This window comes from Leucobacter chironomi DSM 19883, assembly GCF_000421845.1.
GTDB lineage: Bacteria > Actinomycetota > Actinomycetes > Actinomycetales > Microbacteriaceae > Leucobacter > Leucobacter chironomi.
In genome coordinates this window covers 118,197-141,139 of record NZ_ATXU01000003.1, presented here as the reverse complement: position 1 = coordinate 141,139, position 22,943 = coordinate 118,197, and the positions used below count along the sequence as shown (strand labels likewise).

Annotated in this window: 17 protein-coding genes; 9 read left to right on the top strand and 8 right to left on the bottom strand. The window is 70.8% G+C overall.

Going from position 1 to position 22,943, the window contains the following annotated elements:
- The first annotated feature begins 64 nt into the window (after window positions 1–64).
- A complete protein-coding gene (gene mobF / locus H629_RS0104435; protein WP_476738431.1) occupies window positions 65–3,613 on the top strand; it encodes a MobF family relaxase in 3,549 nt (1,182 codons plus the stop codon).
- A gap of 82 nt (window positions 3,614–3,695) precedes the next feature.
- Here mobF and H629_RS0104430 read toward each other — a convergent pair whose 3' ends face one another.
- Window positions 3,696–3,893 carry a hypothetical protein gene (locus tag H629_RS0104430; protein WP_017882583.1) on the bottom strand — a complete coding sequence of 66 codons (198 nt, stop codon included), beginning with the start codon at window positions 3,891–3,893 and terminating at the stop codon, window positions 3,696–3,698.
- Window positions 3,894–4,155: 262 nt separating this feature from the next.
- On the opposite strand from H629_RS0104430, the gene H629_RS0104425 reads away from it, so the two are divergent.
- Window positions 4,156–4,533 (top strand): hypothetical protein, encoded by a 378-nt coding sequence (locus H629_RS0104425; RefSeq protein WP_017882584.1) that lies wholly within the window; start codon window positions 4,156–4,158, stop codon window positions 4,531–4,533.
- Between the two features lie 372 nt (window positions 4,534–4,905).
- On the opposite strand, the gene H629_RS0104420 is transcribed toward H629_RS0104425, so the two are convergent.
- Entirely contained in the window at window positions 4,906–5,385 is a 480-nt protein-coding gene (locus H629_RS0104420) for a hypothetical protein (RefSeq protein ID WP_051137801.1), read from the bottom strand.
- A 68-nt stretch (window positions 5,386–5,453) separates the two neighbouring features.
- Between H629_RS0104420 and H629_RS0104415 the strand changes: the two genes are divergently transcribed.
- Window positions 5,454–6,779, top strand: a complete 1,326-nt coding sequence (locus H629_RS0104415; protein ID WP_024356137.1) for a cryptochrome/photolyase family protein — start codon at window positions 5,454–5,456, stop codon at window positions 6,777–6,779.
- A 38-nt stretch (window positions 6,780–6,817) separates the two neighbouring features.
- On the top strand, window positions 6,818–7,273 hold the full coding sequence (locus H629_RS0104410; RefSeq protein ID WP_024356136.1) for a DUF3817 domain-containing protein: 456 nt from the start codon (window positions 6,818–6,820) through the stop codon (window positions 7,271–7,273).
- A 108-nt stretch (window positions 7,274–7,381) separates the two neighbouring features.
- On the opposite strand, the gene H629_RS0104405 is transcribed toward H629_RS0104410, so the two are convergent.
- From H629_RS0104405 to H629_RS0104385, 5 genes are read right to left on the bottom strand one after another with little or no spacing between them, the layout of a single operon-like run.
- On the bottom strand, window positions 7,382–9,067 hold the full coding sequence (locus H629_RS0104405; RefSeq protein WP_024356135.1) for a dipeptide ABC transporter ATP-binding protein: 1,686 nt from the start codon (window positions 9,065–9,067) through the stop codon (window positions 7,382–7,384).
- Window positions 9,064–9,969, bottom strand: coding sequence for an ABC transporter permease (locus H629_RS0104400; RefSeq protein ID WP_024356134.1), 906 nt, complete (start codon window positions 9,967–9,969; stop codon window positions 9,064–9,066). The genes H629_RS0104405 and H629_RS0104400 overlap by 4 nt, the downstream gene beginning before the upstream one ends.
- A complete protein-coding gene (locus H629_RS0104395) occupies window positions 9,966–11,006 on the bottom strand; it encodes an ABC transporter permease (RefSeq protein ID WP_024356133.1) in 1,041 nt (346 codons plus the stop codon). The genes H629_RS0104400 and H629_RS0104395 overlap by 4 nt, the downstream gene beginning before the upstream one ends.
- Window positions 11,006–12,667 carry an ABC transporter substrate-binding protein gene (locus H629_RS0104390; RefSeq protein WP_024356132.1) on the bottom strand — a complete coding sequence of 554 codons (1,662 nt, stop codon included), beginning with the start codon at window positions 12,665–12,667 and terminating at the stop codon, window positions 11,006–11,008. The genes H629_RS0104395 and H629_RS0104390 overlap by 1 nt, the downstream gene beginning before the upstream one ends.
- Window positions 12,664–14,406, bottom strand: coding sequence for an amidohydrolase (locus H629_RS0104385; protein ID WP_051137800.1), 1,743 nt, complete (start codon window positions 14,404–14,406; stop codon window positions 12,664–12,666). Before H629_RS0104385 ends, H629_RS0104390 begins: the two co-directional genes overlap by 4 nt.
- A gap of 101 nt (window positions 14,407–14,507) precedes the next feature.
- On the opposite strand from H629_RS0104385, the gene H629_RS0104380 reads away from it, so the two are divergent.
- Complete coding sequence (locus tag H629_RS0104380) at window positions 14,508–15,212, top strand: TetR/AcrR family transcriptional regulator (RefSeq protein WP_240471040.1); 705 nt, start codon at window positions 14,508–14,510, stop codon at window positions 15,210–15,212.
- 216 nt (window positions 15,213–15,428) lie between these two features.
- Complete coding sequence (locus H629_RS0104375) at window positions 15,429–16,814, top strand: M20/M25/M40 family metallo-hydrolase (RefSeq protein WP_024356129.1); 1,386 nt, start codon at window positions 15,429–15,431, stop codon at window positions 16,812–16,814.
- A 33-nt stretch (window positions 16,815–16,847) separates the two neighbouring features.
- Here H629_RS0104375 and H629_RS0104370 read toward each other — a convergent pair whose 3' ends face one another.
- A complete protein-coding gene (locus tag H629_RS0104370) occupies window positions 16,848–18,038 on the bottom strand; it encodes an RsbRD N-terminal domain-containing protein (RefSeq protein WP_240471038.1) in 1,191 nt (396 codons plus the stop codon).
- A 150-nt stretch (window positions 18,039–18,188) separates the two neighbouring features.
- Between H629_RS0104370 and H629_RS0104365 the strand changes: the two genes are divergently transcribed.
- The 3 genes from H629_RS0104365 to H629_RS0104355 are packed head-to-tail and all read left to right on the top strand — an operon-like array spanning window position 18,189 to window position 22,931.
- The gene (locus tag H629_RS0104365; RefSeq protein ID WP_024356127.1) at window positions 18,189–19,520 is read left to right on the top strand and encodes an MFS transporter; all 1,332 of its coding nucleotides are present in this window, start codon (window positions 18,189–18,191) and stop codon (window positions 19,518–19,520) included.
- Between the two features lie 53 nt (window positions 19,521–19,573).
- Complete coding sequence (locus H629_RS0104360; RefSeq protein WP_024356126.1) at window positions 19,574–21,229, top strand: thiamine pyrophosphate-dependent enzyme; 1,656 nt, start codon at window positions 19,574–19,576, stop codon at window positions 21,227–21,229.
- A gap of 52 nt (window positions 21,230–21,281) precedes the next feature.
- Entirely contained in the window at window positions 21,282–22,931 is a 1,650-nt protein-coding gene (locus H629_RS0104355) for an amidohydrolase (RefSeq protein WP_024356125.1), read from the top strand.
- The last annotated feature ends 12 nt before the right edge of the window (window positions 22,932–22,943 follow it).

The following is a 22,943-nucleotide window of genomic DNA, read 5'->3' as shown; positions in this document are numbered from 1 at the left end:
GCTACGAATCGTAGGCAAAGGCGCGCAGGACTTGGCTTCGCACCTGTCTTCTGTGACGGTCTCGATGCGGGTGATGAGCGCCGGTGACGGCTACAAGTACCTCCTGCGCTCCGTCGTCACCGGCGACTGCGACCGCTCGCTGTCCACACCGCTCACGCGCTACTACGCCGAAGCCGGGACCCCGCCCGGCAGGTGGCTCGGCGCCGGGATCGCGCAGCTCGCCGGCGGTCAGATCACGACCGGCGATGAAGTGTCGGAGGAACAACTGCAGCTCCTCATCGGCATGGGCCGAGATCCCGTGACCGGTGATCCGCTCGGGCAGGCCTACCCGGTCTATTCGACCCCGGTAGAGCGCGTCGACGCACGGGTCGAAGCCCTCGACCCCGAGCTCGGCCCTGCCTCCCGCGCGGAGGCTGTCGCGCAGATCGAGAACGAGGAACGCAAGCGCGGCACCCGGAAGGCGGTCGCAGGCTACGACTACACCTTCTCGTTGCCGAAGTCGGCCTCCGTGCTCTGGGCGGTCGCCGACGCGGGCACGCAAGCGCTGATCGCCGACGCGCATCACGCGGCGATCGCGGAAGTGATCGAGTTCATGGAACGCGAAGTCGCTGCCACGCGTGTCGGCTCGACCGGCGCCGACGGCGGCGCGGTCGCCCAGGTCGATACCTTCGGGCTCGCCGCGACCGCCTACGACCACTACGACTCCCGCGCGAACGACCCGCACCTGCACACGCACGTGGTGGTCTCTAACAAAGTGCGCACGGTGCTTGATGGGAAGTGGCGGTCGCTCGACGGCCGCCCTATGCACGCCGCCACGGTCGCGCTCTCCGAGTTGCACGAGGCGGTCATCGCCGACCATCTCACCCGGCTTCTCGGCGTCGAGTGGGAGGCACGCGAGCGGGGCCGGGGCCGGAACCCGGCATGGGCGATCGCGACGGTCCCGGAAGACCTCGTGCTCGAGTTCTCGACCCGCTCGTATCAGATCGATTCGGAGAAGGATCGCCTGATCGCCGAGTACGTGCAGCGGCATGGGCGGCAGCCGTCGGCGGCGACGGTCATCAAGCTCCGCGCTCAGGCCACGCTCACGACCCGGCCAGAGAAGAAAGTGCGCTCGCTCGCCGACCTCACGACCGAATGGCGCAAGCGCGCCACCAGGAAGCTCGGCCGGGATGCCGGCGAGTGGGCGCGCGAGGCGATCCCGGCGGGGATGATGCGGGTGCTGCGGGCGGATGACGTGCCGCTCGATGAGATCGAAGCGATCGCGCTCTCCGTGGTCGAGGCCGTTGGGGCGAAGCGGTCGACCTGGCACCGCTGGAACCTCACCGCCGAGGCCGCACGGCAGACGATGGGGTATCGGTTCGCGACGACTCGGGATCGGGAAGCCGTCAGCGGCATGGTCGTCGATGCGGCCGAGCGCGCCTCGCTGCGCCTCACCCCACCCGAACTCGCCTCCACCCCGGCACGGTTCCAGCGCCCGGACGGCACCTCGGCGTTCCGGCCCCGCCACTCGACCCTTTACTCCTCGACCGAACTCCTGGAAGCGGAAGCACGGCTCTTGAAACGCTCCCGCACCCTGACTGGGCCGACGCTGCCGCTCGCGGTGATCGAGCGCGTCACGGCCGCCCCGGATCGGGACGGGCGGATGCTTGGCCCAGACCAGGCCGACGCCCTCACCAAGATCGCCATATCGGGGCGAGTGCTCGACATGCTGGTCGGCCCCGCCGGCACCGGGAAAACCACCGCTATGAACGCACTCCGCCGCGCGTGGGAAGCCGAGCACGGGGCGGGGTCGGTGGTGGGGTTGGCGCCGTCGGTGGTCGCGGCGGAAGTCCTCGCCGACGACCTCGGCATCAAGACGGAGAACACCGCACGATGGTGGACGCTCCACAACCTGGGCCGGGTGTCATTCCGGGCAGGGCAGCTCGTCATCATCGATGAAGCCAGCCTCGCAGGCACCCTCTCACTCGACCGCATCACCAAGATCGCCGAAGAAGCCGGCGCGAAAGTCCTGCTCGTCGGCGACTACTCCCAGCTCCAAGCCGTCGAAGCCGCCGGCGCCTTTGGGCTCCTCGCGGGTGACCGCGACGACACCCCGGAGCTGTCCACGATCTACCGGTTCACGAACGAGTGGGAGAAGATCGCATCCCTCGGGCTCCGCCTCGGCCAAACCGATGTGATCGACACCTACCAGGATGCGGGCCGGATCGCCGGCGGCGATACCGAGGATGTGACCGCCCTGGCGTATGAGGCGTGGCGTGCCGACCGGGAGGCGGGGGTCGCGTCGATCCTCGTCACCGATTCCAGCGAATCCATGACCGCGCTGAACCTCCGCGCCCGCACCGAGCTGATCCTCGCGGGGGTCGTGCAGCCGATCCGTGGTGAAGTCGCCCTCGACGGCGGCGCGACCGCCGCGGTCGGGGATGTCGTCATCACGCGGGATAACCGCCGGGATCTCCGCTCACGGTCGGCGTGGGTGCAGAACGGGAACCGGTGGACCATCACCCGTGTGCGGCGCGACGGCTCCGTGACGATCCGGCCCGCCGCCCAGGATCGGGGCGGGTCGATCGTGCTGCCCGCCGACTACGTCGCCGAGCACCTCGACCTCGGCTACGCCGTCACCGCCTACCGCGCCCAGGGCGTCACCGTTGACACTTCGCATGTGCTGGTCGAGCCGTCGATGACCAGGGAGAACCTGTACGTCGCCATGACTCGCGGCAGGGACGGGAACTACGCCTACGTCGCCGTCGACACCCCAGACGACGCGCACCGGCACCCGCACGAAGCCTCGGATGTGGAGGAGGCCGCACGGCGGGTGCTGTTCGGGGTGCTCAATCATTCCGGTGCGGAGCTGTCGGCGCACGAGACGACCGAGCGGGAGCAGGAGAAGTGGGGGTCGATCCGGCAGCTCGCCGCGGAGTACGAGACCATCGCCACCGAAGCTCAACACGACCGCTGGGCCACCCTCATACGTGCATCTGGCCTCACCACCGCCCAAGTAGGCGCCGTGCTCGACTCCGATACTTTCGACGCCCTCGTCGCTGAACTCCGCCGGGCCGAGGCGAACCATCACGACGTTGACCGGCTTCTCCCACGCCTGGTGAGGGCTCGGGGCTTCGATGACGCCGACGACATCGCCTCCGTCCTGCACTGGCGACTCGCCACCGCCACCGAACACCCTGCCAGCAGCGGGCGCGCGGCGCAGGTGCCGAGGTTGATTGCGGGGCTGATCCCCGTCGCTGGCGGCATCACGGAACCGGATATGCGGCAGGCGCTCGCGGAACGGCATCAGCTCATCGAACAACGCGCCGCGGCCATCGCTGAGCAAGCCGCGGCAGATGGTGCGCCGTGGGTGCGGGCGCTCGGGGCGCGGCCGGATGATCCACGCAAGCAGGAGGCCTGGGTACGGTATGCGCGCACGGTCGCCGCGTACCGTGACCGATACGGCATTACGAGTGACGATGCTCTCGGGCCGGCTCCGGATGGGCTCGCGCAGAAGATCGACCAGGCCCGCGCCACGCAAGCGATCCAACGCGCGCGAGCACTCACGACTCAGCGGGCGCGCCCGAAGTCCGCGTCGAACGCGCTCACCAGACGGGGCGCACGGTCACTCTGATGAAATGCCCGCACATTATCGGCGGGTGCATGACAAAGGCGAGAGCGCCGTTCAGGTGCCCCCGCCTGTATCGGGAGCAGTGCTATTCGGGCAGCTGCGAGGTGGACAGCACAAGTCGGTATGCCTCGGTGTTCTCGTCGCCGTAGTCAACGACATCTTCCAGCGTCATGATGTTGCGCACGTGCTCGATGGCCTCTGCCTGGGTCATCGGCGGTTCGTCGCCCCAGTCGTTCTGGTTCTGATCAGCGGTGACGATCGCTGCCGCTTCTTGGAAGTCCATCGTCGCATCTCCACGCTCGGTCTGTTCGGTGATGTGTCTTCAGCGCAACGTAGCGCCTCCTACTGGGTGCGCTCTCGTCTTCACCATCGCCAGGCGGCGGCCAGTGACGAGGGTTCCGCTTCCGCGCTGGCCGACGTACAGTGGAGGCGTAGGCAGTCTCTACAAAACGTTCGCCGCTATCGGATGTAGTGGCACGGCCACCCGGGAACGGGAAGCCCTTTTCAAATGACTCACTGCCGAGTGATCTGAAAGGGCTGTCCTCATGCTCTCGACCATCTTCTCCGGCGTCGTCCGCTGCTACTACTTCCTCGCGAGGTACGCACCCGGCCCTCGGCTCATCTCTCGCATCCTCCGTCGCGACGGATTGAAGTGGGGCACGCCCGCGATGCTCGTCGCCGCCCCGTACTACTTCCTCGCGAACTTCCTCAAAGGGCTCATCGAGCAAGGCGGTGACGCCTGGCTCAGCTTGCCGATGCTGTGGTGCCTCGTCATGGGAACCGTGTTCCTCGTGCTCGGGCCGGTCAGCCTTCTTAAGCTAGCAAAGGCTCGCATACTAGAAGCTGTGCAGGCACGCCGCGGCGACCGCAAGAAGGGCGTCCCTGCGACAAAGAACCCCGCGCCCGCGAGCAATGACGAGTAAACTTCGTAGTGTGTCACCGGTTCGCTCAGGCGAACGGAACCAGGTTCCGACGCGAGTGGCACGCAGGTGGCATACAGGTAGTGACGGGCTCAGAAAACCGCATGATTCCGCGCCTCTTGTCAAAACTGGGACTTCTGATCCGTGCTCGCCGCCCCGCCGGGGCGGCGAGCGGCATCCCGTTGAGGGTGCCCATCGCCGTATGCAAAACCATCGCAACTTTCTGAACCCGGGCGAAACCTCCTGATCAGAAAGTCTCTGCTCCACGCGTAGCGTGGATGTTCCCGAGCTGGCAGCACACCATGAGCGTCACGTTCCGCTCTGTTCCTCGCCGCCGCGGTGGTCGCCTCCCGCCCGATCCACCGCCAATAAGACCTACGCCCACCCCTGCGCGAGCCGCCGTAGCTTCAGCGCGCGCCAGCGCCACATCGGCCAGAGCACGGCGGCGGCCAGCGGTGAGAACCATCCGCCGATCGTGAGTTCGTCGCGCCATACCGCGGAGCGCGGGCCTGCCGGGATGATCGTGATCTCGTGATTCCAGGAGCTGATCAGTGCGAGGGGGCCCGAGAGCGGTCGCCCTGCGTCCCGCATGGTTCTCGCCTGCGATCCGGCCCCGCGCGCAACGAGATCCTCGATCGCTATGCGCTGCGTACCCGCCGGGAACGCCCCGAAGATGCGCAACGCGACATCGATGCGGCTGCCCGTCTTGAACGCCGCAGGGAACCGCTCGCTCCCTCGGGGCCGCATCTGCAGGAGCGGCCGGTAGAGCTGCGCGGCCGCGGCAGGGGAGTGCGCCGCCCGCCACGCGGCATCAGCCGAACACCCGAGCGCGGCCTCGACTGTGATCTGCACCATGCCCCGGACCTCCTCGCAGCGACGAGCGGCTTCCGCGGGTCGTCGGCTCTCAACGCTACCCTGAAGCGATGACAACGCTCGTGTGGCTTCGCGATGACCTGCGGCTCGCCGATCACCCGGCGCTCACCGCTGCCGCCCAAGACCCTGATGGTCTGATCGTGCTCTACGTGCTGGAAGACGCATCCGAGCATGTGCGGCCCCTCGGCGCTGCTGCACGGTGGTGGCTGCACCACTCACTTGTCTCGCTGCGAAACTCGCTCGAACGGCACGGCATCGAGCTGGTGCTTCGGCGCGGTGTGGCCGAGACCGTGGTTCCGGCGGTGGCACGCGAATCCGGCGCCGACCGGGTGCTGTGGAACCGGCGCTACAGCGGGGCGCGGGCGCATGACGCCAACATCAAGGCGGCCTTGAGAGAGGCCGGTGTGGAGGCGCACTCCACCCCGGGCGACCTGCTCTTCGAACCGTGGCGCATCGCCAACGGAGAGGGGAACCCGTACCGGGTGTACTCGGCGTTCTGGCGCGCCTGCACCTCCGGTCTGCCGCCGGCGGCACCCCTCGACCCACCCGAAACGCTCACCGCGGCCGCTGCCAGCGTCGACGGCGACGCGCTGGAATCCTGGGGGCTGTTGCCGCACGCACCGGACTGGTCCAGGGGGATCGCGGAGCGCTGGACCCCCGGCGAGAGCGCGGCCCGTGACAAGCTCACAGCGTTTCTCGCAGATGGAACGCAGCACTACGCGCGCCGCGACTTCCCGGCGGAGCGCACCGGTTCGGAGCTGTCACCGCATCTGCGCTGGGGAGAGATCAGTCCGCGGCAGGTCTGGCATGAGGCGCTGCGTGCCGGCGGCGATGTCGGACTGTTCCTCTCGGAGCTCGGGTGGCGCGAATTCGCGAAGCACACCGCCTATCATTTCGGCCCGCTCGAGTCGCGGAGCCTCGATCCCCGGTTCGAGGGGTTCCCCTGGCGCACGGTCGTCGCAGATGAGCTCCGCGCCTGGCAACAAGGCCGCACCGGCTTCGGCATCGTGGATGCCGGCATGCAGGAGCTCTGGCAGACCGGATTCATGCACAATCGGGTGAGAATGGTCGTCGCTTCGCTCCTGACCAAGAACCTTCGCTTCGACTGGCGCATCGGGGAGGCGTGGTTCTGGGACACGCTGGTCGACGCCGACGAAGCCAGCAACCCGTTCAACTGGCAGTGGGTCGCCGGGTGCGGGGCAGACGCGGCCCCCTACTTCCGTGTCTTCAACCCCGACCTGCAGCAGAAGAAGTTCGACCCCGAGAGCCGCTACGTCGACCGGTGGGCGCCGTACAGTGCCGGTCTCCCCCGCATCCTCGACCTCAAGACCTCCCGAGCCGAAGCCCTGCAGGCGTACCAGTCGATCACGCGCTGAGCCCACTCTCCCAGCCGCATCTCGATACCCTGGGAGGCATGTCGCCGCGCCTCCTCTTCCGCATCTTCGCGTTCGCCGAACTCGTGACCTGGGCGGGGCTCATCACCGCACTGGTGCTGCGGGGCACCGGCGTCTCCGAGGCCCTCGTCGCCCCGGCGGGCGGGGTGCACGGCTTCGTGTTCCTGTCGTACTGCGTGATCACCGTGTTCGTGTGGGTGAACGATCGATGGTCGTTCGGCACGGGCGTGCTCGGCCTCGTCACCGCGGTGGTGCCGTTCGCGACGCTGCCGTTCGAGCTGGTCATGGATCATCGCGGCAAGCTCGGGCGCAGCTGGCGCCTCGGCGCGGGCGGCGAGCAGCCGCGCAACTTCATCGAGCGGGTGCAGGCGTGGGTGCTGCGGCATCCCTGGTGGTCGCTCGTGATCCTCGCCGCCGGGGTGACGGCGGTGTTCTCGCTGCTGCTCTGGATGGGGCCCCCGATCCCGAAGAGCTGACCGAAGCCGGGCGGCGAAGCGCCGACGGGCAACGCACAGACAGCGCAGCCGAAACGAAGATGGCCGGGGCGGATCCGATCCGCCCCGGCCATCGCCGTTCCGCCGCGACTACGCGGCCTGCTCCCAGAGCGGTTCGGGCCGTGAGGCGATGAGCCTGCGGGTGTACTCTTCGCGGGGCTCGCCGAGGATCTGCGCGGTGCGTCCGTGCTCGACGACCCGCCCGCGCTGCATCACGATCGTCTCCTCGCACACGCGGGACACCACGGCGAGGTCGTGGCTCACGAACACGATCGTGAGACCGAACTGCTCGCGCACCTCCTCGACGAGTTCGAGCACCTGCGCCTGCACCGACACGTCGAGGGCGCTCGTCGCCTCGTCGAGCACGAGCATGCTCGGCTGGGCCGCCAGCGCCTTCGCGAGGGCGACGCGCTGCCGCTGACCGCCCGAGAGACCCCTGGGCCGTGACGCCAGCTGCTCGGGGCGGATGCCCACCCGGTCGAGCAGCGCGCCGGCCTCCCGCTCCGCCTCAGCGCGCGAGGCGCCCCGGTGCAGGCGCACCACGTCGGCGACGGCGCGGCCCACGGCGATGCGAGGGTCGAGCGAGAGATACGGATCCTGGAACACCATCTGCGTGTGCGCGGCGAGCGCGCGCCGCTCCGCCGCGTTGAGCGGGCGCTGCGGGCGCACGCCCCCATCGACCGCGAGCGTTCCCGTGCTCGGCTCCTCGAGGCCGACGATGATGCGGGCGAGCGTCGACTTGCCCGATCCCGATTCGCCCACGATGCCGAGCGAGCCGCCCCGGGCCAGCTCGAAGCCCACCTCGGAGAGTGCGAGGACGTCGTCGCGACCCGGGATGCGATAGCGCTTCGAGATGCCCTCGGCGCGGATCGCGGCGGGCTGGGCTGCAGAAGACGCTGCGGCGGCGGGCTGCGCGGCCACCGGAAGCGCACCCCCGAAGCGGTCGAGCTCGATGCGCGGCGTCGCGGCGAGCAGCTGCCGAGTGTACGCCTCCTGCGGGTCGCGGAACACCGCCTCGGTGGCGCCCTCCTCGACGACGAGGCCGCCGCGCAGCACGACCACCCGCTCGCAGAGCGAGGCCGCGAGTCCGAGGTCGTGCGTGATGAAGAGCATGCCCATGCCGCGGGCCTGCTGCTGCTCGCGCAGCAGCTCGACGATGCCGGCCTGCGTGGTGACGTCGAGCGCTGTCGTGGGTTCGTCGCAGAGCAGCAGCTCGGGCTCGTCGAGCAGCGCGGCCGCGATCATCACGCGCTGCAGCATGCCGCCCGACAGCTGGTGCGGGTACTGCTCCAGCAAGGCAGAAGCGCGCGGCAGCCCCACCTGTTCGAGCTGTGCGACGGCCTTCGCCGCAGCATCGCCGCGACTGAGTCCGTGCCAGCGCACGAGCGTCTCGGTGAGGAAGTCGCCGAGGGTGCGCACGGGGTTGATGCCGGAACGCGGATCCTGGAAGATCATCGACGCGCGGGTGCGGCGGATGGCCCGCAGCTCGGCGGGCGTCGCGGTGACGGCGTCGATCCCCGCGACGCGCACCGAGCCGGTGAGCGTCGCGTGCTCGGGGAACAGGCCCAGAGCGGCGCGGGTGGTGAGCGACTTGCCCGATCCTGACTCGCCGACGAGCGCCACCGACTCGCCGGCCCCGACCGCGAGGGAGACGCCGTGCAGCAGGGGGCCGCGGCTGGGGACGCGCAGGGTGAGGTCGTCGATCTGCAGCAGCGGATCGCCTGCGCCGGGCGCGGCGGCAGCGCCGCCCGTGCGGGGGTGAGATGCAGCGGTCATGAGAAGTTGCCTCCGATTCGGTCGGACAGTTCCTCGCCGATCACGTTGATGGCGACGACCACGAGCACCACCACGGCGGCGGGCACGAAGGTGGGAAGCAGCGCACCGCTCATGAGCGCGCCGCGGCTCTCGTTGATCATGGAGCCCCAGTCGGCGGTGGGCGCCTGCACGCCGAGGCCGATGAACGACAGGGCGGCGAGGTCGGCGAGCACGTAGCCGAAGTTGAGGGTGGACTGCGCGCCGACGGTGGGCACGACGTTCGGCAGCACCCGGGTGAAGGCGATCCACGAGCTGCGGAAGCCCAGCACCCGGTACGCCTGCACGTAGGGGCGGGTGCGCTCGGTGATGATGAGACCGCGCGTGAGCCGCGCCACGTAGGGCACATAGGCGATCGTCATCGCGAGCACGGGCGCGAAGAGCCCCTTCCCGAACAGTGCGACGCCGAGCATCGCGAGCAGCATGGCCGGGAATGAGAACAGGAAGTCGAACACCCGCGAGAGCACGGCGTCGAGCCAGCCGCCGCGCCAGGCTGCGACGAGGCCGAGCACCAGCCCGAGCACGGTCGAGCCGAGCACGACGATGAGCGGGCCGATCAGCGAGGTGCGCGCGCCGAACATGAGACGGGTGAGCAGGTCTCGGCCGAGCGCGTCGGTGCCGAGCCAGTGCGCCCAGCTGGGGCCGGCGAGGATGTTCTGCAGGTCGACGTGGTCGGGGTCGTAGGGCGCGATGACCGGCGCGAGCGCTGCGGCCAGCACGACCACCGCGACGAAGACGACCGCGATCCGCCCGGTCACTGTGAACAGGCCGCGCCGCTTCACCGCGACGGGCACGGTGAGTGCGCGGGTGCCGTCGGGCGGCACGGGCGCCGCTGCGGGGCTCGAGGGGCTGGTTGCGGTGCTCATCGGGTCTCCGTTCCCGCGGCTATGCGCGGATCGATCAGCGGTTGGATGAGGTCGACGATGGTGTTGACCGTGACGAAGGCGACCACCACGACGAGCACGATCGCCTGCACGACCGGGAAGTCGAGACGGTCGACCGACTGCACGAGCAGCGAGCCGATGCCCGCGAGGCCGAAGGTCTGCTCCACGATCGCGCTCGACACGAGCAGGCCGGCGACGAGCACGCCGCTGACGAGCAGGATCGGGCTGATCGCGTTGCGCAGCACGTGCCGCAGCACGACCGACGACTTCGTGAGGCCGCGGCTCGTGGCCACCTCGACGTGCTCGCGCACGAACTGCTCGTTCATCGAGGAGCGGGTGACCCGTGCGACGAGCGCCACGAAGGCGAGGCCGAGCGCGAAGGCCGGCAGCACGAGGTGCACGAAGCGGTCGATCCCCTCGTGGCCGCTGCCGAACGACGGGAACCAGCCCAGCTGCACCGAGAAGACGGCGATGAGCAGGATCGCGATGACGAACGACGGCACCGCGCCCAGGGCGGTGGAGGTGATGAGGATCGCGCGATCCGCGAACCGTCCGCGCCGCAGGCTCGCCCAGATGCCCGCCGCGAGCCCCAGCACGGTGATGATCACCGCGGCCATCGCCACCAGCTCGAGGGTGACCGGGAGGCGCTGCAGGAGCACGTGCGAGACGTCGTCGCGGTACTGGAGCGAACGGCCGAAGTCGCCGCGCAGCACGCCGCCGATCCAGCTGAGGTACTGCTCGACGGGCGACTTGTCGAGCCCGTACTGGCGCGTCACCTCGGCGATGGCCTCGGGGCTCGGGCTGCGCCCGCGCAGCAGGAAGCGGGCGGGGTCGCCCGGCACGACGAAGCGGGAGAAGAACACCACGAGCGACGCGGCGAACAGCGTCGCGACGAGACCGACGATGCGGCCGGCGATGAAGCGCGCGGTGCGCGCCCCTCGGCCCGATCCGCTGCGTCGTTCGTTCTCCTGCAGGCGCACGGCCCGCGTCTGCGGAGCCCCCGTTGCGGTTTCGCTCATCACTCGGCCCTTCCGATCGTCGCGGCCCAGGGGTAGTACATGTAGGAGATGGACGGGTCGACGCCCGTGATCCGCTCGCCCAGCCACAGCGTGGTCGGCAGGTCGATCAGCGGGATCCAGGGCAGTTCCTCGCTGGCGAGCTGCTGCGCTTCGGCCGACAGGAAGGACCGCTCCCCGTCGTCGATGGTCTGCAGCGCCCGGTTCACCACGTCGTCGAACTCGGGGTTCGACCACTGCCCGTAGTTCGAGAACTCGCCGGTGCGCAGCACCGCGTACATCTCGAGCGGATCGGTGCTTGACAGGTACCAGGTGGTGGCGAACAGGTCGACGCCCTCGATCGCGGAGGGATCCGAGAAGAGCAGGGTGTAGGCGTTCGGGGTGCGGGTCTCGATCTCGATGTCGAGGCCGATCTCGCGGCCCGCGGAGGCGACCGCCTGGGAGATCACGTCGAACGACGAGTCGAGCGGGGCGGTCACGTAGGTGATCTTCGCGCCCTCCGCGCCGGCCTCCTTGATCAGCTCGCGCGCGGCGTCCAGGTCGTAGTCGTGGGAGGGCAGCTCGTCGAACGCGAGGCGGGTGGCCTCGGGGTCGCCGTTCATCCACACCGATTCCGAGGTGAGGGCGTTCGTGGCGGTGCCGTAGCCCTGCACCGCGGCGCGCACCAGTGCCTCGCGGTCCAGTGCCATCGTGAGGGCCTGGCGCACGCGCACGTCGCCGAGCGGGCCCTCCAGGTTCGACACGACGAGGCTCTGCACGGTCGTGTTGGTGCCGAAGTAGACGGACCCGGTGTCGCTCGCCCGCAGCACGTCGATCGCGTTGTAGGGGATGGTCCAGGCGCCGTCGATCTCGCCGGTCTGCAGAGCGTTGACGCGGGCGTTCGCATCGTTGAGGATCACGAACGTCATCTGCTCGGCCTTCGCCCGCAGCTCGGGATCCCAGTAGTCGTCGAAGCGGTCGAGGGTGATGGACTCGCCTGAGCGCCACTCGCCGAAGGAGAACAGCCCGGTGCAGTTGACCCCGGTCGACTGGTTGCCGTAGTCGGGGCCGGCGGCCTCGGTGGTCGCGGCCGACTGGATCACGCCGGGCGCTGCCGACATGAGCTGGTTGAACTGCGAGTCGGGCACGATCGTGCGTACGGTGACCTCGTGCTCGCCGGTCTGCTCGATGGACTCGACGTTCTTGAAGGAGTCGTACCAGAACGAGGCGACCTCGGGGTCGAGGTGGCGGCCCAGCGAGACGACGACGTCATTCGGGGTCATCGTGGTGCCGTCGTGGAACTTCACGCCCTCTCGGATCGTGTAGACCCAGCTGAGGGGGTCGGGATGGTCGACGCCGGTGGCGAGGCCGGGCGATTGCGACAGTTCGGAGTTCCAGCGCAGCAGCGACTCGCACACGTTCGCGAGCACCGTGTTGTCGGCGTAGTCGAAGGCGTAGGCGGGGTCGAGCGAGTAGGGCTCGGTCGAGAGGGCCCAGGTGAACGAGTCGATATCGCCGGCGGGCGCCGGCGTGTGCGCCGTGAGCTCGAAGGTGCCGGCGTTGCGCGCGGCGGCGCTCTGTCCGCACCCCGCGAGGGCGCCGACGGCCAGGGCGCCGGCCCCGATGACGGCGATGATGCGGCGGCTGCGGGCGGCGCGGCCTGCCCGGCGGATCCGAACCGTCACGCGGCGGCCCCCCTCGGGGCGGCCGCAGCGCCGTGCGCCGCAGCGCCGTGCGCCGCGGGTCGGGAGTAGACGCGCTCGCCGCCGACCCAGGTCTCGTCGACGGCGGCGCTGCCGATCTGCTCCGCGGGCAGCTCGAAGAGGTTGCGATCGATGATGGCGAGGTCGGCGTAGTAGCCGGGGAGGAGGCGGCCGGTGGCGTGGTCGAGGTGGTTGATGCGGGCGGTGCCCTGCGTGTACGCGTCGAGGGCTTGCGCGAGGGTGAGCTTCTGGTGCTCGGCGCCGAGGGGCGGGCGCTGCTCGCCGTGGGCGACGCGGTTCACGGCGACGTGGATGGCCTGGAGCGGATCCGGGCTGGAGACCGGCCAGTCGCTCCCGGCCGCGAGAGCGGCCCCGGCTGCCGCGAGTTCGCCGAAGGGGTAGTGGTGCGCTTCGGCGTCCCCGGCCAGGAACGGGAGGGTGAGCTCGTCGAGCTGGTCCTCGTGGCACGCCCAGAGGGCCTGCATGTTGGCGGTCGCGCCGAGCGGGGCGAAGCGGGCCACGTCCTCGGAGCGCACGACCTGCAGGTGGGCGAGGTGGTGGCGATTGTCGCCGGGACCGTTCACCGCGCGCGCCCGCTCGATGGCGTCGAGGGCGTCGGTGACGGCGCGGTCGCCGAGCGCGTGGAAGTGCACCTGCACGCCTTCGCGGTCGAGCGCCGTGACGAAGTCGGCCATCTGGCGCGGGTCGAAGAACGAGATGCCGCGGTTGTCGGTGGCGTGGCCGTGGTGGTCGAGGTAGCAGTCGTGCATGGCGGCGGTGAAGTTCTCGGCGACGCCGTCGACCATCACCTTCACCGAGTTCAACGAGAGGCGTTCGGGGTCGCACTCGGCGGCGGCCTCGTCGCGGCGGGCGAGAATGGGGGCGAGCTGGGCATCCCCGTCTTCGCGGTTCCACCACTGCGCGCCGCGCACCCGCACCTTGAGCGTTCCGTCGGCGACGGCGCGGTGGTAGACGGGCACGGTGTCCGGGCTGCCCATGAACTCGCCGACGGCGGCGTCCTGCCAGGCGGTGATGCCGAAGGAGAGCAGGTACTCCTGCGCTGCGAGCAGGCCGTCGTAGGCCTTCTGCTGGGTGGCGCGGGGGCGGGCGGCGGTGAAGAGGCTCATGGCGCCCTCGTGGGCGGTGCCCGCCGGGGTGCCGTCGGCTTCGCGTTCGAAGCGGCCGTCCACCGGGTCGGCCGTGGCGGCGTCGACGCCGGCGAGCTCGGCGGCACGGGTGTTGAACCAGGCGCCGTGGTGATCGCGGTTCTCGAGGAAGACGGGGCGGTCGGGCACGATCGCGTCGAGCATCTGCCGGGTGGGGGTGCCTCCGGGGAAGAACTCCATCGACCATCCGGCGCCCAGGATCCAGTCGACCTCGGGGTGGGCCTCGGCATAGGCGGCGATGGTGGCGAGGGCCTGTTCGGCGGTGTCGCACTCGGTGAGGTTGCAGCTCAGCAGTTCGATGCCGGCGCTGACGGGGTGCACGTGCGCGTCCTGGAAGCCGGGGATCAGCAGGCGGCCGGCGAGGTCGACGCGCTCGGCGGCGGTCTCGGCGAGGCGGGCGACCTCGTCGGGGTCGGTGCTGAGGATGCGACCGTCGGCGACGGCGATCCCGCCCGGTCTGGGCTGCGCGTCCGTGCCGGTGTAGATCCAGCCGTTCTCGAATACGACGTCTGCGTGCGGGGTATCGGTCACCGGGGCCTCCTGGGGTATCGTCATCGATCCGTGCTGCCACAGTAGGTGGATCGCCCGGTAATGTCAATTACGTTGACATGTCCATTGACAGAACACTGGCGCTGTCGGCTCCCAGGCCTACACTGGTGTCAGGAATCCGAACGACAGGGGTCGAGATGGTGGAGGCTGCGGGCGCGCGACGCGTGCGACTGGATCAGCGCGTGATCGTCGACGCGATGCTGCGCCTGGCGCGGGACGAACCGCACGCGCGGATCACCTTCAAGCGACTCGGCGACGCCCTCGGCGTGGACGCCACGGCCATGTACCGGCACTTCCGAAACAAGGACGAACTGCTCAAGGCCGCGCTCGACCGCATCACCGGCTGGGCCACGGAGGCCGGGCGCGAGAGCTCGGGCAGCTGGCGCGAGCGGCTGGAGGCCCACCTCATGCGCACGGCCGAGCTCGCGCTCGAGTACCCCTCCATCGGGGCTGAGGGGGCCGTCATCGACCCGGGCGGGCCCGGCGACACCTCGGCCGTCGAGTTCATGCTCGAGATGCTCGCCGAGGGCGGGCTGCGCGACGAGGAGCTGCTGCGCGCCTACGCCGCGGTCTCGGGCTTCGCGCTCTCGCAGAGCGCAGCGCTCGCGAACGACGTGCTGCGCAACCCCGATGCCGCGCGCGACGGCACCGAGCCGTGGATCAGCACCTTCGGCTCGGTCAACCTCACCGAGTACCCGCTCGTGAACCGGCACCGCGACGCGCTGCTCGCGATGGACGGCATGACCGTCTACCGCGCGGGCATCGCGGCGATCCTCGACGCCGTGGCGGCGACCCCGCCTAACCCTGCCTGATCCTGCTCGGCCCCTGCCCGATCCTGCCCGGCCCGTCGATATGGATTCTGCCGAAAATATGACGGGTCCCATCTCCTGCGCCATATTCACGGCAGATCCCATATGCACGGACGGCTCCTCCGCACGCTCAGACGCCTGAAAACGGGAGCGGAGGGGTGCCGGGGCTAGGGTAGAAGGGGTCGAGGCCCGATCCTCGATGCGAGCGGAGGTGCGACGGTGACGGAGGAGCGGATCAGCGGATCCGGCGGCGCCGACGAGGCGATCGAGCTGCTGCGCGCGCTCATCCGCGAGGGGTGCGTGAACGACGGCACCCCCGCGTCCGGCCAGGAGATCCGCAGCGTGCGCGTGCTGCAGCGCTTCCTCGCCGACGCGATCGCACTGGGTCGCATCGAGACCCACGTGCTCGAATCTGCGCCCGGCCGCGCCTCCCTCATCGCGCGCGTGCACGGCACCGACCCGACGGCCCCGGCGCTCGGTCTGCTGGGCCACCTCGACGTCGTGCCCGTCGACCCCGACGGCTGGACCCGCAACCCCTTCGGCGGCGAGCTCATCGACGGCGAGATCTGGGGTCGCGGCGCCGTCGACATGCTCTACCTCACCGCCGCGTTCGCGTGCGTGCTGCGCGAGGTCGCGCTCGCCCCGACGCCGCCCCGCGGCGACCTCGTGCTGCTCGCGGTGGCCGATGAGGAGGCGGGCAGCAGCCTCGGCATGCACTGGCTGGTGCGCGAGCACCCCGAGACCGTGCGCGTCACCGAGGCCCTCTCGGAGTCGGGCGGCATGCGCATGGGCCGGCACGTCGCCATCGAGGTCGCCGAGAAGGGATCCGCCGGACGTCGGCTCGTGGTGCGCGGCAAGCCCGGCCATGCCTCGATCCCCTTCGGTGCGACGAGCGCCGCCTACCGCATGGGCGAGGTGCTGCAGCGCTTCGAAGAGGTGATGCCGGCGGCGCAGCTCGGCGAGCTGTGGAACGCCTTCGTCGACGCCCGCATCGACGACCCCGTCCTCGCGGAGCGGCTGCGCGATCCCGTGCGCCTCGATGGCGCCCTGCCGCAGCTCGGCGGCATCGCGGGATATGCCCACGCGGTCTCGCGGATCACGATCTCGCCCACCGTGGTGCGTGCCGGATCCGTCCACAACGTCATCCCGGGGTCGGCGTCGATCGACCTCGACATCCGCACCCTGCCCGGCACGAGCGACGAGGAGGTCGACGAGCTGCTCGTCGCCGTGCTCGGGCCGCTCGCCGAGCAGGTGGAGATCCGCCATCTGCACGGCTGGGCGGCGACCGGGTCGAGCCCGCACACGCCGCTGTTCGGGGCGATCATGCGCGCCATCGCCGAAGTGGCCGACGCGCCCACGGTGCCCATCATGGCGGCCGGCGGATCGGATGCGCGCGTGCTGCGCGAGCTCGGGATCCCGGCCTACGGCTTCGGCCTGCTCGCCCCGGGCTGGAGCTACGAGCGGTATCGCGAGGGCGTGCACGGCAACGACGAGCGCATCGACGTCACCTCGGTGGAGCTGTCGATGGCGGCGCTGCGCAGCATCGTCGCGGATCGCATCGGTTCGGGCGCGTCTCGCGCATCCTCGCCTCCTGCGCGTGCCTGAGCGCGGCCCTCAGTCCGTCAGGTCCTCAGGCCCTCAGGCCCAGCCGACCACGAGGCGGGCCGCCTGCTCGGGCACCGTCGGGTCGACTCCCGTGAGTTCCGCGAAGCGCCGCAGCCGGTTCGCGAGCGTGTTGCGGTGGCAGAACAGCTCGGCGGCCGAGTCGCCGATGCTGCCCGTGCGGAGGTAGCTGCGCGCCGCCTCCTCGAGGCGGACTCGCTCGGCCTCGCCGCAGCCCGCGAGCGCCGTGTGCACGTCGGAGAGCACGGGGCGCCCGGCCGCGAGCAGGCTGCGGGCTGCGATCCTCGCCCACCCCCGGTTCCACGTCATGGCGCCGTCTTCGCCGGGCTCGAAGACCCGCGCGAGCTCGCGGACGGTGGCGGCGGTGCGGCCGAGTCCGGCGAGGCCCTCGGTCGCGGTCATCGCGCCGATGCGCAGCTCGAGCAGGCGGCGCCCGAGCTCTTCGAGTCGCGAGCCCGGCAGCTCCAGTCGTCGGGCGAAGGCGACGAGGGTGTCGCCGAGGTGGTGGGTGAAGACCCGCCCGCCCGCCCGCTCCAGCTCCGACACGGCGACGCGCAGCGGAGCGATGTCCTCCTCGACGGCGGCGAGTACGACGAGCGGGGCGTCGACGGGCAGGTCGAGTTCGTCGGCGATGCGCTGCAGCTGCGGGCCGCCGGGCAGCGGCTCCTGGAAGAGCGAGGCGATGAGGCCCTGTCGCACGGAGGCCCGCTCCTCGCGCATGCGCTCCCGCTCCGCCGCGTAGGCGCGCTGCGTCTGGCCGACGTACTCGTCGACCGTGCGCAGCACGATGCCCGTGTGACGCACGATGAGTTCGGCGTCGTCGGCGTCGGCGACACGGGTGAGCGCCTCCCAGAGCACGGTGAAGTCGTGCCGGATCGCGGTCATGAGCGCGGGCAGCGGGATGCCGGCGCGCGCCCGCGAGACGCCGACGTCGGTGGCGGTGGGGATGGGGGCGTCGAGCCCGCCGGCGCGGAGGCCGTCGATGAGGGTCATGAAGGAGAGGCGGCCCGTGCGGCGCAACTCGGAGATGGGGATCGGTGCGGGGTCGTAGCCGGAGACGCTGCCCACGAGCGCGAGGAAGGTCTCGGTGAGCTCGACGGGGTCGAGGCGGTCGAGCAGCTGGAACCAGCGCTCGCGGTCTCCCGGGGCGGGGGTGTCGCTCAACGCATGAGCGGTTCTCAGCGGATCGATGGGTTCGGGGGCCACGCAGGCAGTATATGTGCGTATGCACAATAATGATCGGGAATCCGGGGGCATTTTGTGTCTGCAACAGTGCGAAATGCTTGAGATTCTGGAACGCGAGGCCGCCGCGACCGGCGCCCGCATCCGGATCCGCATCCTCGACGGAGAGAGAGCATGAGCGAGACAACCAGAACGTCGGCGATCGAGTACGACGCCACGCAGGAACTGAGCATCAAGGACGCCAACAAGGTCGCCCTCGGCGCTCTGATCGGCACCGCACTCGAGTGGTACGACTTCTTCCTGTTCAGTGCCGCAGCGGCGCTGGTCTTCAACGTCCAGTACTTCACGAGCGAGAACGCCACCGCGGCGGCGCTCGCCTCATTCGCCACCTTCGGCGTCGGCCTCGCGGCCCGCCCCATCGGCGGCATCATCTTCGGTCGCATGGGCGACCGCATCGGCCGCCGCAAGGTGCTGATGATCACGATCGTCGGCATCGGTCTCGTGACCGGCCTCATCGGCATGCTCCCGACCTATGCCGCCATCGGCATCGCCGCGCCGATCCTGCTCGTGCTGCTGCGCGTGCTGCAGGGCCTCTTCGTCGGCGGCGAGTGGTCGGGCGCCATGACCATCGTGGTCGAGAACGCGCCGCTGCACCTGCGCGCCCGCTACGCGGCGATCCCGCAGATCGGCTCCCCGATCGGCACGATCCTCTCGTCCGGCGGCTTCTTCATCATGACGCTGGTCTTCTCTCAGCAGAACTTCGACGCCTGGGGCTGGCGCATCCCGTTCCTCATCGCGCTGCCGCTGCTGCTCGTGGCCGTCTACATCCGCTCGAAGCTCGAGGAGTCGCCCGTCTTCCGCCAGCTGGAGGAGTCGGGCGAGGTCGTCAAGAGCCCCGTGCTCACCACCTTCCGCGACAGCTGGCGGCAGATCATCGTCGGCATGGCCGCGGCCCTGCTCGGCGTCGGCGGCTTCTACCTCGTGACGGCGTTCTGCGTCTGGTACGGCGTCAACGTGCTCGGCTACGACTCCTCGCTGATGCTGCTCGGCTCGATGGTCGCCGCAGCGGTCGAGATCTTCGTGCTCATCTGGGGCGGCAACCTCGGCGCCAAGTACGGTGCGAGCCGCGTGATCCTGTGGGGCGGCGTGCTGTCGGCCGTGGTCGCGGTGCCCGCCTTCATGATGCTCTCCTCGGGCAACCCCGTGCTCGTGGTGATCGCGATGACCCTCGCGGTGTCGGCGCTCTCGCTGCCCTACGCCGCCTCGGGCACCGTGCTCACCGGCCTCTTCCCCGCGAAGACCCGCTACACCGGCGTCGGCCTCGCGCAGAACACCGCAGGCATGCTCTCGGGCTTCATCCCGCTGCTCGCCACCGGTTTCGTGGCGGCCGCGGGCGATCACTGGTGGCCCGCCGCGGCGATGCTCGCCTTCCTGTCGCTGTTCACGGCCGTCGCCGGCGCCATCGCCCCGGGCCTGAGCGTGAAGCTTCCCGGCTTCAAGCACTGACCCGCCACCCGCATCCCACCCGTATCCCTGCAGTCCCCCGAGAGGAACGAACCATGTCGCAGTCCGCCGGACACCTGATCGTGCGCACACTCGAAGCGCACGGCGTGGAGCGCGTCTACGCCGTGCCCGGCGAGAGCTACCTCGACGTGCTCGACGGCCTGCACGACTCGGTGATCGAGACCGTCGTGTGCCGCCACGAGGGGGGCGCCGGCTTCATGGCGCTCGCCGAAGGGCGGCTCACGGGGCGGCCGGGCATCGCGATGGTCACCCGCGGCCCCGGCGCCGCGAACGCCATGATCGCGATCCACACCGCGTGGCAGGATGCGACGCCCCTCGTGCTCTTCGTCGGCCTCATCCCGGTCGCCGACCGCGAGCGCGAGTCGTTCCAGGAGTTCAGCCTCGCGGGCTGGTTCGGCACGACCGCCAAGCGCGTGATCACGATCGACTCGCCTGACCGTGCGGGCGAGCTGGTCGACGAGGCGATGCGGATCGCCGCGGCCGGCCGGCCCGGCCCCGTCGTGGTGGGACTGCCGGAAGACCTGCTGGTCGAGCTCACCGAGGCCCCGGTCGCGGGGCCGACCACCGCGCCCGCCCCGACGCCCGCCGCATCGGAGATCGCGGTGCTCACCGACCGCCTCGCCCGCGCCGCCCGTCCCGCCTTCGTGGTCGGCGGCGACGGCTGGCAGTCGGGCTGCGGCGACGAGCTGGCGGCCTACGCCGCAGCGGCGGGGGTGCCGGTGTTCGCCGACTGGCGCGCCTACGACGCGGTGCCCCACGACAGCGGGGCCTGGGCCGGCTGGCTCGGCTACGGCCGCGCCGACGCCGTCGCGCAGGGCTACGCGCAGGCCGACCTGCTCGTCTTCGTGGGCTGCGGCCGCGCCGACGTGCTCAGCGACGGCTACACGCTCGGCTTCGACGCGCAGACGGTGCTGGTCACCGGAGATCCCGAGGGCAAGGCCCACGCCGGCCGCATCGACCAGCAGATCGTCTCGACCCCGGCCGCGTTCACGAGCGCGCTCACGGCGACCGAGCCGGCCGCTGCGCGCGGCGCCCGCGACGACGCCTGGCTCACCGGCCGCGCCGCCGCGCAGGCCCGCTTCGCCGAGCCCCGCGCCGACGCCTCCGTGCCCGGCGCGCTCGCCGACGCGGGGGTCGATCTCGGCGTCGCATTCGGCGAGCTCGACGAGCGCCTGAACGGCGAGGCGATCCTCGCCTTCGGCGCCGGCAACGCGACCATCTGGGCGCACCGCTTCGTGCGGCACCTCGCGCCCGCCAGCCTCGTCGGCGCCCGCAACGGCGCGATGGGGCTCGCCGTGCCGGGCGCGGTCGCCGCCTCGCTCGCGTTCCCCGACCGTCGCGCGGTCGCCGTCTGCGGCGACGGCGACTTCCTCATGAACGGGCAGGAGATCGCCACCGCGATCGCGCACGGCGGCAAGCCGCTCGTGATCGTGGTCGACAACGGCATCTACGGCACGATCGTGCAGCACCAGGAGAAGCACTACCCGGGACGCCCCTCCGGCACCCGCATGGCCAACCCCGACTTCGCGGCGTGGATGCAGTCCTTCGGCGGGCACGGCGAGCGCGTCGAGACCACCGAGGAGTTCGCTCCCGCCCTCGACCGCGCCCTCGCGGCAGACGCCCCGGCCCTGATCCACGTGCTCATCAGCAGCGAGGTCATGCCGCCCGCCTCCGACGAGATCGCGGGCTGAGGGCCCGTCCTCCCGCCCCGCCGACCGCTCGACAGCCCAAGGAGCCCGCACCATGAAGCTCGACCTGATCCTCACCGCACGCGAGATCCTCACCATGGACACGGCGCGTCCCACCGCCCGCGCCGTGGGTGTGCTCGGCGGCCGCATCGCCGGCTTCGACGAGCAGATCGCCGGGCTCGACGCCGAGCGCAGGGTCGACTTCGGCGACGCCGTCGTCACACCCGGACTCATCGACGCCCACTGCCACACCGCCTGGTGGGGTCTCGGCCTCGCCTCGATCGACCTCGCCCGTGCGCGCGGCCTCGACGAGCTCTATGCGCTGATCGAGGCCGAGGTCGCCCGGCTCGACGAGCTCGGCGACGCCGAGGCGTGGGTGCACGGCACCGGGTTCAATCAGGCCCACCACGGCGGCGCGTTCCCCGATCTCGCGCGCCTCGACGAGATCACCGGCGCGCGCCCCCTCTACCTGCGGCACACCTCGGGCCACGCGTCGATCACGAACTCGGCCACGCTGCGCCTCGTCGGCGCGCTCGAACCCGGCTTCGAGAACCCGGTGGGCGGCGTCGTAGTGCGCGACGCCGAGGGCGCTCCGACGGGGCTGGTCGAAGAGGCGGCGCAGGGCCTCGTGCAGGCGCTGCTGCTGCCCTACTCCACCGAGCGCCTCGTCGAGGCCCTCGACGCGGCCACCCGCCGCTACGCCGCCGAAGGCATCACGAGCTTCTCCGAGGCCGGGGTCGGCGGCGGCTGGATCGGCCACAGCCCCGTCGAGGTCGCCGCCTACCAGGCCGCCGCCGAGCGCGGCCGCCTGCACGCCCGCGCCCAGCTCATGCCCGCGATCGACGCGCTGCGCCCCATCGCGGGCCACGCCGCCGACTTCCACGGCGAGGGCCGGGGCCGCGGGCTCGACCTCGGCATCCGCTCCGGCTTCGGCGACGACGCCGTGCGCTTCGGGCACGTCAAGGTGTTCCTCGACGGCTCGCTGCTCGGCGCGACCGCCGCCGTCACCGAAGACTTCTGCGGCCACGATCACAACCGCGGCTACCTGCTCGACGAGCCCGAGAGCTACCGCGAGCGGGCCTTGGGCGCCTACCGCGCCGGCTGGCCGCTGGCCCTGCACGCCATCGGCGACGCCGCCATCGACCTCGCCCTCGACCTCATCGAGGAGGCCCAGGAGCGCTACGGGCGCCTCGCCGCCCCCTGCCGCATCGAGCACTTCGGCATCGCCCGCCCCGATCAGGTCGAGCGCGCCGGCCGGCTCGCCATCGCGGTGACGCCGCAGGCCGGCTTCATCGGCCCCATCGGAGATCAGATGGCGGATCGCGTGGGCCCCGAGCGCGCCGACTGGCTCTACCGCGGTCGCAGCGTGGTCGACGCCGGCGTCGTGCTCGCGGGATCCTCGGACCTGCCGGTCGCCGACAACAACCTGCGCCGCGGCATGCAGTCCGCGGTCGACCGTCTCACCGAGAGCGGCGCCGCGCTCGGCGCCGCCGAGGCGCTCACTCCCGAGGAGGCGCTGCGCACGCACACCGAGTGGGCGGCGCGGGCGACCGGCCAGATCGCCGACAAGGGCACCCTCGAACGCGGCAAGCTCGCCGACTTCGCCGTATTCTCGGACTCGCCGCTCACCGCACCGAGCATCGCGCGGATCGACGTGGTCGCCACCGTGCTCGGCGGCGAGTTCACCTTCGACTCACGATCCTGATCCGCCCTCCCG